The organism is Actinoplanes sp. NPDC048967, from assembly GCF_040649415.1.
Classification (GTDB): domain Bacteria; phylum Actinomycetota; class Actinomycetes; order Mycobacteriales; family Micromonosporaceae; genus Actinoplanes.
In genome coordinates, this window is the sequence record NZ_JBEZFL010000003.1 from 125,590 (window position 1) to 140,802 (window position 15,213).

Consider the following 15,213-nt stretch of genomic DNA (forward strand, 5'->3'; position numbering starts at 1 on the left):
GGCTCGCCTCATCGTCCGGCCGGCTGGGAGAGTCATGCACCATCAGATGTTCGTGGACGGCGCCTGGATCTCCGCGCTGTCCGGCGCCACCACCGTCGCGACCAGCCCGGCGACCGGTGAGCAGCTGGGCACCGTGCCCGACGGTGACCGCGAGGACGCCCGCGCCGCCATCGCCGCCGCCCGCCGGGCCGCCGGTGGCTGGGCGCGGCTGTCCGCCTTCGAGCGCGCCGCCCTGCTGCACCGGGTCGCGGACGTCATCGAGTCCCGGCGTGACGACCTGGCCCGCACGCTGACCCTGGACCAGGGCAAGCCGCTGCGCGCCGAGGCCTACGACGAGGTCGACGAGCTGGTCACGTACTGGCGGATGGCCGCCGAGGACGGCAAGCGGCTGGGTGGGCTGCTGCCGAACTCGGCCAGTACCGGCAAGCGGGCGCTGCTGGTCCGGCGCCCGCGCGGGGTGGTCGGGGTGATCACGCCGTGGAACTGGCCGTACACGATGCCCGCCGAGCTGATCGCGCCCGCGCTGGCCGGCGGCAACACCGTGGTCTGGACGCCGGCGCCGTCGACGGCGATCTCGGCTGTCGCGCTGGCCGGGTGTGTCGCCGAGGCCGACCTGCCGCCCGGGGTGCTCAACCTGGTGACCGGTCCCGGGCCGGTGGTGGGTGACGAGATCGCCCGCCACCCCGGCACGGACGCGGTCGCCTTCATCGGCTCGACGGCCACCGGCCGGTCGGTGGCGAGCGCGGCGGCGGGCAAGGCGACGCTGCTGGAGATGGGCGGCAACGGCCCGCTCGTGGTGCTGGCCGACGCCGACCTGGACCGGGCCGTCGAGGGCGCTCTGCAGGCCTGCTTCCTGTGCGCCGGGCAGAGCTGCACCGCCGGCGAGCGGCTGCTGGTGCACCACGCGGTGCGCGACGACTTCGCCGAGCGGCTCGCCCGTGCGGTCACCGACCGCATCCGGCTGGGCGATCCGCTCGACGACGCCACCACGATGGGTCCGCTCAACAACGCCGGCGTCGCGGCCAAGATGGACGAGCACGTCGCCGACGCGCTGCGCCGCGGGGCCTCGGCGCTGACCGGCGGTGCCCGCGCCACCGGCTTCGCCACCGACCTGTACTGGCCGGCCACCGTCCTCACCGACGTACCGGCCGACGCGGCGGCGGCCACCGAGGAGACCTTCGGCCCGATCGCCCCGATCGTCGCCGTGTCGGGCCTGGAGGAGGCGATCGAGCTGACCAACGCCTCCCGGTACGGGCTGCTGGCCGCCGTCTACACCGCCGATCTGAGCACCGGGCTCGCGTTCGCCGACGCGGTGCGTACCGGCTGGGTGAACATCAACGAGTCGACCAACTACTGGGAGAGCCACCTGCCGTTCGGTGGGCGGTCCGGCTCCGACAGCGGCCTCGGGCGGGTGGGTGGCGCCCACCCGATGGAGGCGTTCACCGAGCTGCAGACGGTGATCATCGGCTGAGCCGTACCTGATCGGCCTGGCCCTGCTCGGCCAGCGACGCGCGCAGCAACAGCGCGACCCACGTCCGGTACGGACGCCAGCGCTCGGCGATGGCCTCGAGCTGGGCGAGGCCGGGATCGTCGCCGAGCCGGTAGGCGCCGGCCATGGCCTGGTGCAGCCGTTTCTCGTTGCGGGGAAAGGCGTCGGGGTCGCCGGCCCCGCGCAGCAGGATCAGCTCGGCGGAGAACGGCCCGATGCCGGGCAGGGTCCGCAGCCGGGTCAGGGCCTCCTCGGGCGGCTGGGCGCGCAGGGTGGCGGCGTCGAGCTGTCCGTCGTCGGCGGCCCGGCCCAGGGACCGCAGCTGCTCGATCTTGCGGCTGGTGAGGCCGGGGAACTCGCGCAGGCCGGCGAGCCGGTCGGGCGCCGGGAACGACGGGAGCCGCCCGTCGCCGAAGTCGATCTGTTCCCCCAGCTGGGTCGCGAGCCGGGTACGGAGGCCCGCGGCCTGGCTCCGGCGGATGCGCTGCCCGATGATCGTCCACACCGCGGCCTCGTACGGGCTGTGGAACTGCACCGGCCGCAGCCCCGGATAACGGGCCTGCAACTCGCCGACGACGGCGTCCCGCTCCCCCACCGCCGGGAACTCGGTGCCGTCCACATCCAGGGACAGGATGCGCTCGACCTGGCCGCGGATCCGTTCGACCGGCACCGAGCCGGGGTTGGCCACGACCTCGGCGACCGGCTCGGCGCCGTCCCCGGTGACGCGGACGCCGACCGGGGTCCAGCCGTGCTCGGCGGGGAAGGCCAGGTCGAGCCGCGCCTCGTCGCCGCCGCCCTGTCCGGCCGAGAACCCCGCGACGAAGCGGGCGGCGCTGCGCAGCGAGAACGGGCCGCGCGCCCGCATCCGGAAGGTGGTCACGCCTTGTCGTGGATCGTGACGGCGTAACCGTCGGGGTCGCTGAAGGTGAAAGTGCGGCCGAACGGCCCGTCGAAGGGCGGCGTCACGATCGGCACGCCGGCGGCGTCGAGCGCGTCGTGCAGCGCCTGGGCATCGGTGCTGTGCAGCCACAGGGCGACTCCCAGTCCGGGCCGGCCGGCGTCGAGATCAACGCCGGGCAGCGGCTCGCGCACCGCGAAGGCCACGGGCTGGGTGGCGAAGACGACCGCGCCGGGCGGGCTCGCCGGGATCCGGCGCAGGCCGAGGTGCTGCTCGTAGAAGGCGGCGGATCGGGGCACGTCACGCACCTGCAGGGCGACGAAGTCGGGTCCGGTGACCGTCATGGTTCACTCCTCGCGTCTTGGTTCGCTATGTCAAAGTCCTGACATCCATCAGCGTATGTCAGGATGCTGACATGACGCAACAGGAAACGGTCGGGCCGGTGGAGAACGCCGTCGGCTACGTCCTCAAGGAGGCCGCGGTGGCGCTGCGCGCCGCGATGGACGCGGTGCTGCGGCCACTGCAGCTGACCGTCCCGCAGTACTCCTGCCTGGAACTGCTGGGTCAGCGGCCCGGCCTGTCCAACGCCGAACTGGCCCGCGGGACCTTCGTCACCCGCCAGTCGATGAACGTGGTGCTGCAGGGCCTCGAGGAGCGGGGGCTGGTCACCCGGCCGGCGACCGCTGCCCGGGGGCGCGAACTGCCGGCCGAGCTGACCCCGGCCGGCCGCGATCAGCTGCTCGCGGCCAGCACGGCGGTCCGCGCCGTCGAGAAGAGGATGTGCGCGGGCCTGAGCCCGGCACGACAGCAGGACCTTCTCGACACGCTGGCCGCCTGCGCCCGCAACCTCAGCCCCGGTGCCGATACGCCCGTTCCCGCGCCGCCGCGAACTCCTTGACGACGTTGCCGCAGTAGCTCCACGGCCAGTCGGTCACCTGGTCGCCGATCATGTCGAAGACCCGCGCCGCCGCGTCGAACTCGCCGGCCTTCTCCAGGCCCATCGCGAACGAGTTGGCCCGCGGGAACCAGCCGAGGCCGGGCCGGAACGCCGGGCGGAACAGTGACTTGTGCACCGCGGCCAGCATGTCCGCGCGGACCGGCGCGCTGCGCAGGTACTGGTCGTCCTCGCCGCGCGGCAGCGACAGCCACTTCTCGATGTGCGCGACGACCAGGACCTCCGGCACCAGGCTGCCGTCCGGGGCGGCCGCGGTGGCTTGCCGGGCGAAGGCGAACATCTGCTCGTCGCTGCCGAACCACTTGGCGCACAGATACTGCAGGTACTGCTCGTGCGCGACGACGTGCGCCGGGTGGCGCTTGACCACCTCGGCGAAACGGGCGGCGGCCTCGTCGGGGGCGACCTGCCGGCCGCGGGCCGAGGTCACCAGCCAGGTCCACGCGGTCACGTTGTCCGGGTCGCGCTCGACGACCTCGTCCAGGGCGTTCTCGGCGATCCGCAGCCGGCGGTGGAACTCGCGGAACTGCTCCTCGCGGGTGTACTCGGCCCGCGCGGCGCCGCGGGCCTCCCAGGCCCAGAAGACGCCGTGGCAGCCCCTGAGCAGCACCGGCAGTGTGGAGTGCGGCTCGGCGGCGATCCACCCGCCGATCCAGTCCTGCACGCCGTCGACCTCGGCGGCCGACTCCATCAGGTAGGCGTGCGTGTCGGGATCGGGCGCTCCGTCCAGGATGGCCCGGATGGTGGCGCCGTCGCGGGCCGCCACGGCCGCCACGAGCGCCCGTACCTGCGGGTCACCGTTGGTCGGGTCGATCATCAGGCCGGCCGTCGCCGGTCCGCGCTTGCTGAATGGCCACATGTGCGATTTCCTCCCCGTGCTGGCCGGAGATCCTAGATCATCCGGCCGGCCGGGTGGTGCCGCGCCGGTGCCGTCAATTGCCGTGGAGCAACTAACCCATCGACGTACGCCATGGTGTTACGGCACAATCTGGCGCGACCTTGCTACGGGGAAGGGCCTCGACATGCCTTATGACGCTTTCATCTCCTACAGTCATGCGGCCGACGGGGCACTGGCACCGACTTTGCAGCGTGGTCTGCAACGGCTGGCGAGGCCGTGGCACCGCCGACGGGCGCTGGAGGTGTTCCGCGACCAGACCGGCCTCGGCACCAGCCCGGCGCTGTGGTCGTCCATTCAGAAGGCCCTCGCCGGATCGCAGTACTTCGTCCTGCTGGCCTGTCCGGAGGCCGCGGGCTCCCGCTGGGTCAACCAGGAGATCGAGGCCTGGCTGGCCGACCACCCGGTGGACCGGCTGCTGCCCGTCGTGACGTCCGGGGAGTGGGTCTGGGACTCCGCCCGGGGTGACTTCGACTGGGAGCGGTCGACGGCCGTACCGCCCGCTCTGCGCGGTGTGTTCCAGGAGGAGCCGCGTCACCTGGACCTGCGCTGGGCCCGCTCGGAGAGCGAACTCGACCTGCGCCACGGCCGGTTCCGTGACGCCGTCGCCGAACTGGCCGCCTCCATCCACGGCGTGAGCAAGGAAGACCTGGACAGCGAGGACGTCGCCCGGCACCGCGGGATGATCCGCTTGCGCCGCGGCGTGCTCGCTGTCGTGGGCCTGCTCCTGGTGCTGGCCGGGGTCACCGGCGCGCTCGCGGTACGCAACGCGCGGACGGCGAACGCGTCGGCGGTCGAGGCGTCGCGGCAGCAACAGCTGGCCGACCAGCATCGCGTCTCCGCCACGGTCTACGCCGCCGAGGCGCAACGTCAGCAGCAGATCGCCGGGGACGAGCAGCGCCGTGCTCAGCAGGCCACGGCGGACGCCCGCCGGGAGCAGGGCAAGGCGGGAGAGGCGGCGGCCGAGGCGGACCGGCAGGAGGACAACGCCACCAAGGCCGCCGCCGCGGCGCGTCAGCAGCAGACCCGGGCCGACCGCGCCGCGGCCGAGGCCGAACGCCAGCGAACCCTCGCCGCCGAGCAGGAACGCAAGGCGGCGCAGGCCGCCGCCGACGCGCGGCGGCAACGCGACGCCGCCGATCGGCAACAGGCCCGCGCCGACCGCGCCGCGACCGAGGCCCAACGCCAGCGAAACCTCGCCGCCGAGCAGCGGCGTAAGGCAGCGGCCGCCGCCGCCGAGGCGCAACGGCAGGAGCAGGCGGCCCGCACCCAGCAGCGGATCGGCATCAGCCAGCGCCTGATCAGCCAGGCCGACTCCGTCCGGCAGCAGGATCCGCGTACGGCGACCCAACTCGGTCTCGCGGCGGCACAGCTCAACCCGGGCGACCGGGCCGAGGCCGCGCTCGTCAACACGGTGGTCGGAACCCGTTACGCGGGGACCCTCAGCGGCCATACCGGATCGCTGACCGCGTCGGCGTTCAGCTCCGACGGGCGGCTGCTGGTGACCGGGAGCGCCGACAGCACCGTACGGCTGTGGGACCTGCCCGAGCGTGGCACCCCGCGGAGCCTGGCCCGGCTCACCGACCACGCCGACTTCGTGGTGAGCATCGCCCTCAGCAAGGACGCCACGCTCCTGGCCACGGCCAGCCAGGACGGGACCGTACTGCTGTGGGACCTCGGCGACCGCCGTCATCCCCGCCGCCTGGCCCAGCTCACCGACCACACCGACAGCGTGACCGCGGTCGCGCTCAGCGCCGACGGGCGCACCCTGGTCAGCGGCAGTGCGGACGGCTCCGCGCTGGTGTACGACCTGACCGATCGGCGTGAGCCGCACCGCCTGGCCCGCCTCGCCGAGAGCGACTCGCAACTGGACGATCTGGCCCTCAGCGCCGATGGGCGCACCCTGGTGACCAGCCGGTGGGACGGCACCGAGGTGTGGGATCTGAGCGACCGTGGTGACCCGCAGCGTCTCGACACGCTGGACGAGCTCAAGCGCTCGTCGGTCGACCTGACGCTCAGCGCGGACGGGCGTACGCTCGCCGTCAGCCAGCAGGATCGGCCCGTCTCGGTGTGGGATCTCAGTGACCGCGCCGACGTCCGCCGCGTGGCCCAGCTCACCGACGGCACCGGATGGGTGACCGCGATCGCGCTGAGCGCCGACGGGCACACCCTCGTGTCCAGTTACGTGAACCGCGCCGTACTGGCATGGGACCTGACCCGCCCCGGCAAGCCCGTGAAAGTCGCTCAGCTCACCCACAACTCCGGGTCGCTGAACGCGATCGCCCTCAGCGCCGACGGGCAGTCGCTGGCCATGGAGGGTCGCAACTACACCGAGCAGTTGTGGGATCTGACCGAGAGCACCGGCCCGCGCCGGGTCGCCGAGGTCGCCGGTCACAGCGACGAGATCAGCGGGGTCGCCCTCAGCGCCGACGGACGGACCTTCGTCACCGGCAGCTACGACGGCACCGCGCAGGTGTGGAACCTGGCCCGGCCCGCCGCCCCCCGCCTGCTGGGCCGGCTGAAGGGCCACCTCGACTCGCTGGACGCGGTCGCGCTCAGCGCCGACGGACGCACCGTGGTCACCAGCAGTACCGACACCGTGCGGCTGTGGGACACCGCCGACCTGTCCATCGGCCACCCCGTCGTCAGGATGACCGGCGGGACCAATTCGGTGGCCGCGTCGGCGCTCAGCCGGGACGGCCGGCTGCTCGCCGTGGGCCTCGCTGACGGAACGGTCGAGCTGTGGAACACGGCCGACCGCCGCGCACCGCGACAACTGGCCCGCTTCGAGGGAGTCCGGATCGGACTGGACGTGCTGGCCCTCAGCGCCGACGGGAAGACCCTGGCCGTCGGCAACGGCGTGAACGTCCAGCTGTGGGACCTGACCAGGCCGGCCTCGCCCCGGAAGGCGGCGCTGCTCAGCGATTCCTCCGGCGCCCTGGGCACCCTGGCGCTGAGCGCCGACGGACGGACGTTCGCCGCCGGCGGCTCGTACGGCGTGGTGCTGCTGTGGGACACGACCGATCCGAGTCGTCCCCGTCAGCTCACCCAGGTCGTCGGCGACTTCGGCTCGGCCGACGCGGTGACGCTCGGCCCGGACGGACGCACCCTGGTCAACAGCGGTCCGGACGCCGTGCTGGTGTGGGACCTGACCGACCGCAGCCACCCCCGCCGCCTGGCCCAGCTCGACGGCCAGGTCAGCTCGACGTCGGCGGTGGCGTTCAGTGCCGACGGGAACAGCCTGGCCGCCGGTCTGCGCCGCACCGCCGCGGTGTGGGACCTGGCTGACCTCAACGATCTCCGCCGGCACGCGACCGAGCGCGCCTGTGCTGTCAACGGCGGCCTCACCCGGGACGAGTGGGCGCGCTATGTGACCGACGTGCCCTACGAGAGGACCTGTCGGTAAAGGGGGTCAGGCGTCGGTCAGCTCGCCCGCCAGCAGGCCCATCGTGTACTGGTCGTACCACCGGCCGTCGCGGCGGAAGACCTCGCGCAGGCGGCCCTCCTGCACGAAGCCGACCTTGCGGTACGCGCGCCAGGCCGCCTCGTTCTCCGTCACGACGGTCAGAGTGATCTTGTGCAGGCGCATCTTGTCGAAGCCGTAGCGGCACACCGTGCGGACCGTGTCCGTCGCGTACCCCTTGCCCCAGTAGTTCCGCTCGCCCAGATAGATGTCCAGCTCGGCGATGCCGAGCTCGGGCTCGGCGCCGTGCAGCCGGACCAGGCCGATGAGCTTGTCATCGGCCTGGACCTCGACGCCCAGCAGCAGGTCGCCGTACTCGTTGCGGCCCCGCTCCTCGCCCAGCCACCGCGTCACCTGGGCCAGTGACTGCGGGTGGCTGTCCTGCATCCAACGCATGACCTCCGGGTCGTGGTTCCACCGCCACAGCGCCTCGGCGTCGGACGGTTCCATGGCTCTCAGTCGCACCAGATCACCCAGCATGGTTGCCATGATTATCACGGTCGCGGACGGCCCGCGACGTAGATATCGCCATCGGCCACCGCCACCTCGCGCGCGCTGCTGGCCCCGGTGGCCAGGATCCAGGCCGGGTCACGACGGCCGTCGATCACCTCGATGCGCTGCACCGGCTCGGGAGTGGCGATCGTCGTCCCGTACCGCCAGAAGCTGCCGGCGGTCAGCCGGTAGACGCCGATGCCGGGCGTGCCGTCCGCCGGGGTCGCGTAGATCCGCCAGCCGGCCGGTCCGGCCGGTTCCATGTCGCGGACCCGCACACCGGTGGCCACCTCCCGGGTGCGCCAGCCGCCGGGCCCGGCCCACGTCCCGGTGTGGGTGTGCACCACGCCGGCCTGGTCGAGCTGCATCCACACCACGAACGGCGCGACCCCGAGCGTCGTGCCGACCAGGTTGATGTAGTCGGGCGAGCGCGGGTTCACCGTCTGCAGCGGCGTCTCCACGACCTTCAGGTGCGCCTCCTGATCGACGTCGTCGATCGAGGTGCCCAGCGACCGCCCGGCGGCCGAGCGGAACGTCAGGGAGCCCGGGTCGAACGCCGTGTAGTAGATGTTGCGGTGGTAGCGGTCGTGCAGGTGCCCTTCCGGACCGCCGCCGGCCAGCGTGTAGACGATGCCGACCCGCTCACGGTGCAGCAGCGTCGCGGGCTCGTAGCGCAGCTGGCCGACGTAGATCTCGTTCATGTTGTCCGGCCGGTTCAGCGGCGCGATCGCCCAGCGGTCCCCGGTCAGGCTGGTCGAGCTCTGCCAGGTCCGCCCGTCGTCGGTCGACCGGACGTACTTCATCGGCCGGGTGTCGGTCGGGAAGGCCGGGTCGAAATCCCCGGCGGTCTCGCGGAAGAAGACGAAGATCGTGCCGTCGGCGGTGCGGAAGGGCATCGGGTACGTCGCCCCGAGCCCTTCCGCGATGTTCACGTCGGTCCAGGTGCCCCCGATCGAGTGCGGTCGCGGCGACCGGGCCACCCACAGCTCACGGTTGTGCAGACCGCGGAAGACCAGAAGGTGCCCGTCGGCGGCCTGGATCATGGTCGGATAGTTGTGCGAGTCGTTGTCGCCGCCGGCCACCCGGACCGGGGCGCTCCAGGTGCCGGTGCGGTGCTCGTAGGACTGCACGTAGTTGTCCTCGTACTGCCCGGCCCAGGAGATGAACGTCCGGCCCACGGCGGCGTCGTGGACGCCACCGGCGACCGGCCGGCGGTCGCTGCGGGCAGCGACCGCGGTGGCCGGGGTCATCAGGTCCGGCCGCGGCGGGACCGCCTGCGCGGGCGTCGCCACGGCCAGCACGGACACCAATGCGATGACGGTACGCATGACAGCCCCGTTCAGCGGTCGAGGGTGATGACAGCGGCGCTGCCGGCGGCAACGTCGAGGGACAAGGAGCCACCGCGGACCCGGGTCACGTCGGGACGCCCCGGCCGCAGGTGCCCGGACCGGTCGACGGTGGCGCCCTGCACCGCCGTCGGCTCGGCGCCGAGGCTCTCGCCGGTCATCCGCAGCACCTGGCCGCGCCGGTCGCGCCCGCCCACGTTCAGGGTCACGGTGACGGGTGTCGCCGACGTGTCGTCCTTCTGCACCACCGCGACCCGCAGCTTGCAGTCGTCGCCGCGAACCGCGTACGCGGTGATGTTGCGCCCCGGCGAGACCGTGACCGGCAGGAACTGGCCGGAGCCCATCCGCCGGGCCATCCACAGCCCGTAGTAGATCGGCATGGCCCGGTAGATCTGGGCCGCCTCGTCGGCCTTGTCCGCCGCGCAGATCGGCGTGTAGCGCTGCCACTTGCCGTTCCAGATGGGCTCGTTGCAGACGCCGAGGCCGCCGTGGATGTTGACCCCGGCCAGCCCGGCCTGGGCCATCTGCATGCTGTAGTCCAGTCCCCACAGCGCCGAGGCGTACTTGTTGCTGACCCCGTCGACGCCGCCGCTGTAGGCCGAGTTGGCCTCGTCGACGCGCATCGGCAGCCCGGCGGCCTGCGCGGCGGCGAGGTTCTTGGCCACCGACCTGAGCTGGTTGGTGACCGTCTGCGGGGCCAGCAGCGTCGCGATGGTGGCGTCCGGGCCGGAGCTGTACTGGTGCACGGTCAGCATGGCCATCCGCTCGTGCTCGTCACGGGCCAGCGAGGCCGCCCAGTCCGAGGAGGTGCCCGCGGTGTCGGGCCCGGCGATGCGGTGGTGCCCCACGGCGTCGGCGCAGGCCAGCCAGTCGGCGTGATAGTCCGGGTACGCGTACCCGGCCGGGCGCAGCGCCTTGCCCGCCCACTGGTCCGGCTCGTTGCCGCACTCGACGGCGACCAGCCGGCGGCCGAGAATCGCGGTCATCGCCGCGGCCTGGTCGGCGCCGAGCTCGGCGTCCCAGCGGCCGACGTTGATGCCGACCTCGGTCCGCCAGCCGGTGCTCCGCAGCAGCGCGTCCAGCCGGCGGATGTCGGCCGGCCGCACGACGTCCCGCACCCACTCAGGCAGTGGATCAGGAGCCTGCTGCCCCTCGGGCACCCAGAGGGTGTCGCGGTCCAGGGTGTTGCCGGCGATCCGCAGGTTGCTGGGACCCAGCGTGCGCAGCAGGGCGGCGGTGTTGCCCTTGGCCGGGTCGAGGTTGCCGATGCCGAGCTCGCGCATCTCGAAGGAGAGCCCGACGAAGTCGGCGGGCAGCCGCCCGGCCGGATGCCGGGCGTCGACCGTGATGGTGACCGGATCGGGGGCGACGGTGGTGGGCGTGGGTGACAACGCCAGGACGGCGGTGGTCAGCCAGGCAACGGATGAGAACAGCACGGGTACTCCTCGGGCAATCGTCGTGGCTCGATGCCTATGGGAGGCGGAGCATAACACCGTGTCTACGTACAGGAAACGCGTCCACATATGTGTATGGATTCAGAAAGCGGTTCTGGGGTAGAGAGAGAAGATGAAGCTCGGCATGCGGCTCACGACGGCGTCCGCCCTCGCCCTGCTGGGGCTGGTGCCGTTCGCGCTGATCGCCGCGCTCGTCGCCGGCGGCTGGCCACCCCTGCACGACCTCGACCGGGCGGTCACGGACTCCCTGCACACCTGGGCGCTGGGCCATCCGCACTGGACCGAGGCCAACAAGTGGTGGACCAACATCTTCGCTCCGATGCCGCTGCGGGCGGCGGCGCTGATCCTGGTGATCTGGCTGCTCCGGCGCCGGGCCAAAAGGCTCGCACTGTGGGCGGTAACGGCGATGGCGGTCGGCGGCGTGCTCGGCGCACTGCTCAAGCTGCTGGTCGGCCGGCACCGCCCCGACCTGCTGGACCCGGTCGCCCGGGCCACCGGGTATTCGTTCCCGTCCGGGCACGCGCTCAACGCGGCCCTGACCGCCGGGGTGTTCGTACTGGTGCTGCTGCCGGTCGCCCGGGGCGCGAAACGCTGGGTGCTGTGGGGCTCGGCGATCGCGGTGACGGTGCTGACCGGGCTGAGCCGGATCGTGCTCGGCGTGCACTGGACCAGCGACGTGGTGGCGGGCTGGCTGCTGGGGATCGCGGTGGTGGCGGTGACCGCGGCGGCGTTCCCGCGGCTACGACCCGAACGGGTTGTCGAGGAAGGACTGGAGCCGGAGCTGGCGGACGCTCAGCCGCCCCGCTGAGCGGCTCACTCCGGCACGTTCCACGCCTTCAGCGTGATGGTCAGGATGCCGTGATCGTTCTTCTCGGTGATGGAGTCGACGGTCACGAAGACAAGCTTCTGGGTGGTGCCCTGCGCGGCGGCGTCGTTGCGTGAGGTCAGGAAGCAGAAGGTGAGCCCTTCGGCCGGGGCGATCGGCGACTGCGCGGGCGTGGTCCTGATGTTCTCGAGGCAGTCGGCGGGAGTGGCGCTCTGGCCGGAGACCTCCGCGAGCGGCAGCCCGGTCTTGATGATGCCGGGATTGCACTGGTCGTAGACCATGTCGCCCTCGGTGCCGCCGATCACCCGGGGCTCGTCGAAGTCGACCGCGGCACCGTAGTCGGACTGGCATCGCTCGGTCTGCACACGCAGGTGCTGGTCCTGATAGGCGATCGCGAACTCGGCGGTCGGGCTGATGTCCCCGGGTGAGGTGGTCGCGCCCGGCTCCGGGGTCTCGGTGGGCGGGTCGGCCGGATCCGTCGGCTCGGGAACCGCCGGCGTCGCCACGTTCGCCGGAGGCAGCGGGCGCTCGTTCGCGCTGGTCGCCAGCGTGGTGGCCTTGTCGCTGCGGCCGAGAGCGATGGCCGCGATGACGACTCCGGCCAGGCCGACGACCAACGCGAGCACCGCGACGACCAGGGTGACCACCAGCAGACCGCTGCGACTCCGCGACGCCGCCGCGGCCGGGCTCGCGCCCGCAGCGCCTGACGCGGTCTGCGCAGGTGCGGCCGGCGCCGGCTGAGTACGCTGGCCGGCCCGCATCGGCGGGACGGGCGGTCCGAATGACATCGGCTGGGTGGGCTGCCCGGACGAGCCGGGCGTGGCTGGGCTGGGCGCGGCCGGGGCCGGCATGGCCTGCGTGGGCATGGCCTGCGTGGGCGTGCCGGATGGCGGCGGCTGGCCGTAAGGGGCGCCGGACTGGGGTGGCTGGCCGTAGGTTGCGCCGGGCGGCGATTGGGTGCTCTGCGGTCCGGCGTTCCCTTGGAAGGGCGGTCCGCTGTGCGGTGCCGGGCCGGCCGGCGAACTCGGCCGCGCCGGAATTGGAGCCTGCGGATTCGCCGCCAAAGCCGCTCCCCGATCGAATGGCATTTCCGAAGGCCCGAACGTTACGGGCAACCGGGGTCATGCACCAATCCCCGAACGGGTGACACCCGGTCAGGAATGATCGAGCTCGGGATTGTCGAGTTTGATCTCGCCGTCCGGGAACTGACAGGTCAACTGGACCCGCATCTTCTGCTTCCCGTCGAGCGGGATACGCATCGGGGCGCTTTTACCTTTGGTGACGACCTGATTCGCGGCGATCGCGTCATCGGTGAAGACCTTGAGCTGAAGCGGCGTGTCGCCGTCGCGCGCCCGGGACACCCGCAGCTCCGCGTTCAGCGCCGTGTACCGGCCGAGCAGGTCGTACTCGACGACCCGCTGGCGGTCGCTGGTCTGTCCGGTGGCACAGTGGATCACCAGGTCATCGTCGGCCGGGCGGACGTTGCCGGCGCCGACGGCGGGGGTGAGCCGTACCAGCGGCACCCCGGCCGCCGCGGTGGTGGGACCGGCCGTCTCCGGCGTGGTGGTCCCGGTGACCGGCGCCGGTGGCGCCGGCTCGGCCTTGTCGTCGTCGGCGGCCGGGGAATGCGGCTGGACCCAGGCGAAATACGCGATCACCAGCGCCACCAGCGCAATCGCCACTCCCAATCCGCCGAACACCACCTGCATCCAGGTCGAGGCCGATTCGGCCAATGACTTGCTCTCCGAATTCGGCACCCGGCAAGTGTGGACCATAGGAGAAAGAAACGACCACACCGAATCGGACAGGTTGTCCGATGCGCGTCAGCGCAGCGCCCTTGACAACCTTGGTTGTCGAGCGCAGGCTGGCGGCCGAGGGAGGTCAGGCATGGACACCATGAGCCCCAACCAGCGTGACCAGCTGCGGATCGAACTGAATGAGCTCGTCCGGCGCTGGACCCGGCAGCTCGACGATGACCCGACGAATGGCCCATCCGAGCCGGACCCGGAAGCGCGGCGACGCTCGCAGCTCGCGCGGATGACGGCGGGCGAGCACATGCGCACCCTGCTCGCCGATCTGATCTCCACCAGCGCCGCCGACGCCGCGCTGTACGGGGCGGGATATCCCGAGCTCGGAGAGGCGGTCGGCATCAGCCGTCAGGCGGCCCGGAAACGGTGGCCGCACCTCGCGGCCGCGCTCGGCGATCGTCGCGGCCGCACGTGGAAGCAGCCGCCCGGCGGTGTCGGCTGGGGCACCGGCAGCAGCCTGGGCTACCCGGGAAGCTAGCGCCGTCAGCCGAAGGTGAACACGTGGGCGAGGGCGCCCGGATCAAGGAAGGTGATCTCCAAGGTGCCGTCCGTGACCGAGCCGGGCCGGCGCACGAGCTGGTACAGCCGCGGCTCGGTGAGCTCCCCGCGGCCCTCGGCGTCCACGTCGAGTCCCGCTGCCGCGCCCGGGGCCTGACCGTCGAGCTGGACGCGGAACCGCACCGGCCCGCTGTGAGGCTGTGAGCTCAGCACCAGGTGCACATCACGGGCGTGGAAGCGGAACACGATCGAGCCGCCGGGCGCGTGCAGCCGGGCGTCGCGCGGGCCGACGGTCCAGTCCCCCGTCAGCGCCCAGTCGTTCACGGCCCACCGGGCCGGCGCCGCGTAGCTGTGCGGGACGTCGGCGACGGCACCGCCGGGTGAGGCGAAGTTCTCGGCACGCTCGTAGCCGAGGTACGTCTCCGGAGAGGCCAGGTTGTCCCAGTCGGCCGGCAGTTCCAGCCCGGCCGCGTCCACCGCGCGCGGGCCGTGCGGCGGGATCTGCCGTCCCGACTCGGTCAGCAGGTCCTGGATCACCACCTCCGACTGCTGGTAGTCGTTCTCACCGAAGTGGGCGTGGCGCAGTTCGCCCCGGGCGTCGATGAAGTAAAGCGCCGGCCAGTAGTGGTTGTCGAAGGCCCGCCAGATCCGGAAGTCGTTGTCGACGGCGACCGGGTGGCCGACCCGCATCCCGGCCACGGCCCGGCGGACGTTGCCGAGGTCGTGCTCGAAACCGAACTCCGGCGAGTGCACGCCGAGCAGGACGAGTCCGTGGTCGCGGTAGCGGTCCACCCACGCCCGTACGTGCGGCAGCGTACGGATCCAGTTGATGCACGTGTACGTCCAGAAGTTGACCACCACCACGTTGCCGCGCAGGTCCGTGGCCGTCAGTGGTGGCGTGTTGAGCCACGCGGTGGCGCTGTCGAGCGCAGTGAGCCCTTTCATTCCCGCACCCCGCACCATGGCAGCTCCTCTCTCGACCGGACTGGCTCCACCATCCCGCCCGACCGGGTCCGGCGGAACCGGTCAACTCCCTGGCGCAAGCACGGGTACGGCGACACCGGGCCGGCACCAGGGTCTTACACGGGCGCG

14 protein-coding genes are annotated in these 15,213 nt (G+C 72.3%); 5 read left to right on the forward strand and 9 right to left on the reverse strand.

Annotation, left to right across the window (positions count from 1 at the left end):
* Positions 1-34 precede the first annotated feature (34 nt).
* On the forward strand, positions 35-1,471 hold the full coding sequence (locus AB0C12_RS13105) for an aldehyde dehydrogenase family protein (RefSeq protein WP_360547366.1): 1,437 nt from the start codon (positions 35-37) through the stop codon (positions 1,469-1,471).
* Here the strand turns inward: AB0C12_RS13105 and AB0C12_RS13110 are convergent.
* A complete protein-coding gene (locus AB0C12_RS13110) occupies positions 1,461-2,369 on the reverse strand; it encodes a hypothetical protein (protein WP_360547368.1) in 909 nt (302 codons plus the stop codon). The genes AB0C12_RS13105 and AB0C12_RS13110 overlap by 11 nt on opposite strands.
* Positions 2,366-2,731: a VOC family protein gene (locus AB0C12_RS13115; RefSeq protein ID WP_360547370.1), complete on the reverse strand. Its 366-nt coding sequence runs from the start codon at positions 2,729-2,731 to the stop codon at positions 2,366-2,368. Before AB0C12_RS13115 ends, AB0C12_RS13110 begins: the two co-directional genes overlap by 4 nt.
* 71 nt (positions 2,732-2,802) lie before the next feature.
* Here AB0C12_RS13115 and AB0C12_RS13120 point away from each other — a divergent pair, with 71 nt between their 5' ends.
* Positions 2,803-3,285: a MarR family transcriptional regulator gene (locus AB0C12_RS13120; RefSeq protein ID WP_360547372.1), complete on the forward strand. Its 483-nt coding sequence runs from the start codon at positions 2,803-2,805 to the stop codon at positions 3,283-3,285.
* On the opposite strand, the gene AB0C12_RS13125 is transcribed toward AB0C12_RS13120, so the two are convergent.
* On the reverse strand, positions 3,236-4,198 hold the full coding sequence (locus AB0C12_RS13125) for a DUF4034 domain-containing protein (RefSeq protein ID WP_360547374.1): 963 nt from the start codon (positions 4,196-4,198) through the stop codon (positions 3,236-3,238). The two genes, AB0C12_RS13120 and AB0C12_RS13125, sit on opposite strands and share 50 nt — an antisense overlap.
* A gap of 163 nt (positions 4,199-4,361) precedes the next feature.
* On the opposite strand from AB0C12_RS13125, the gene AB0C12_RS13130 reads away from it, so the two are divergent.
* On the forward strand, positions 4,362-7,640 hold the full coding sequence (locus tag AB0C12_RS13130; protein ID WP_360547376.1) for a TIR domain-containing protein: 3,279 nt from the start codon (positions 4,362-4,364) through the stop codon (positions 7,638-7,640).
* Positions 7,641-7,646: 6 nt separating this feature from the next.
* On the opposite strand, the gene AB0C12_RS13135 is transcribed toward AB0C12_RS13130, so the two are convergent.
* From AB0C12_RS13135 to AB0C12_RS13145, 3 genes are read right to left on the reverse strand one after another with little or no spacing between them, the layout of a single operon-like run.
* Positions 7,647-8,186: a GNAT family protein gene (locus tag AB0C12_RS13135; RefSeq protein ID WP_360547378.1), complete on the reverse strand. Its 540-nt coding sequence runs from the start codon at positions 8,184-8,186 to the stop codon at positions 7,647-7,649.
* Between the two features lie 5 nt (positions 8,187-8,191).
* Positions 8,192-9,517 (reverse strand): BNR-4 repeat-containing protein, encoded by a 1,326-nt coding sequence (locus AB0C12_RS13140; RefSeq protein ID WP_360547380.1) that lies wholly within the window; start codon positions 9,515-9,517, stop codon positions 8,192-8,194.
* Positions 9,518-9,528: 11 nt separating this feature from the next.
* The gene (locus AB0C12_RS13145) at positions 9,529-10,971 is read right to left on the reverse strand and encodes a glycosyl hydrolase family 79 C-terminal domain-containing protein (protein ID WP_360547382.1); all 1,443 of its coding nucleotides are present in this window, start codon (positions 10,969-10,971) and stop codon (positions 9,529-9,531) included.
* Between the two features lie 130 nt (positions 10,972-11,101).
* On the opposite strand from AB0C12_RS13145, the gene AB0C12_RS13150 reads away from it, so the two are divergent.
* Positions 11,102-11,797 carry a phosphatase PAP2 family protein gene (locus tag AB0C12_RS13150; protein ID WP_360547384.1) on the forward strand — a complete coding sequence of 232 codons (696 nt, stop codon included), beginning with the start codon at positions 11,102-11,104 and terminating at the stop codon, positions 11,795-11,797.
* A 5-nt stretch (positions 11,798-11,802) separates the two neighbouring features.
* On the opposite strand, the gene AB0C12_RS13155 is transcribed toward AB0C12_RS13150, so the two are convergent.
* Positions 11,803-12,462, reverse strand: coding sequence for a hypothetical protein (locus AB0C12_RS13155; RefSeq protein ID WP_360547386.1), 660 nt, complete (start codon positions 12,460-12,462; stop codon positions 11,803-11,805).
* A gap of 507 nt (positions 12,463-12,969) precedes the next feature.
* Positions 12,970-13,572 (reverse strand): hypothetical protein, encoded by a 603-nt coding sequence (locus tag AB0C12_RS13160; protein ID WP_360547388.1) that lies wholly within the window; start codon positions 13,570-13,572, stop codon positions 12,970-12,972.
* 130 nt (positions 13,573-13,702) lie between these two features.
* On the opposite strand from AB0C12_RS13160, the gene AB0C12_RS13165 reads away from it, so the two are divergent.
* Complete coding sequence (locus AB0C12_RS13165) at positions 13,703-14,101, forward strand: hypothetical protein (RefSeq protein WP_360547390.1); 399 nt, start codon at positions 13,703-13,705, stop codon at positions 14,099-14,101.
* A 5-nt stretch (positions 14,102-14,106) separates the two neighbouring features.
* Here the strand turns inward: AB0C12_RS13165 and AB0C12_RS13170 are convergent, their stop codons facing one another.
* Positions 14,107-15,066 (reverse strand): redoxin domain-containing protein, encoded by a 960-nt coding sequence (locus AB0C12_RS13170; RefSeq protein ID WP_360547392.1) that lies wholly within the window; start codon positions 15,064-15,066, stop codon positions 14,107-14,109.
* Positions 15,067-15,213 lie beyond the last annotated feature (147 nt).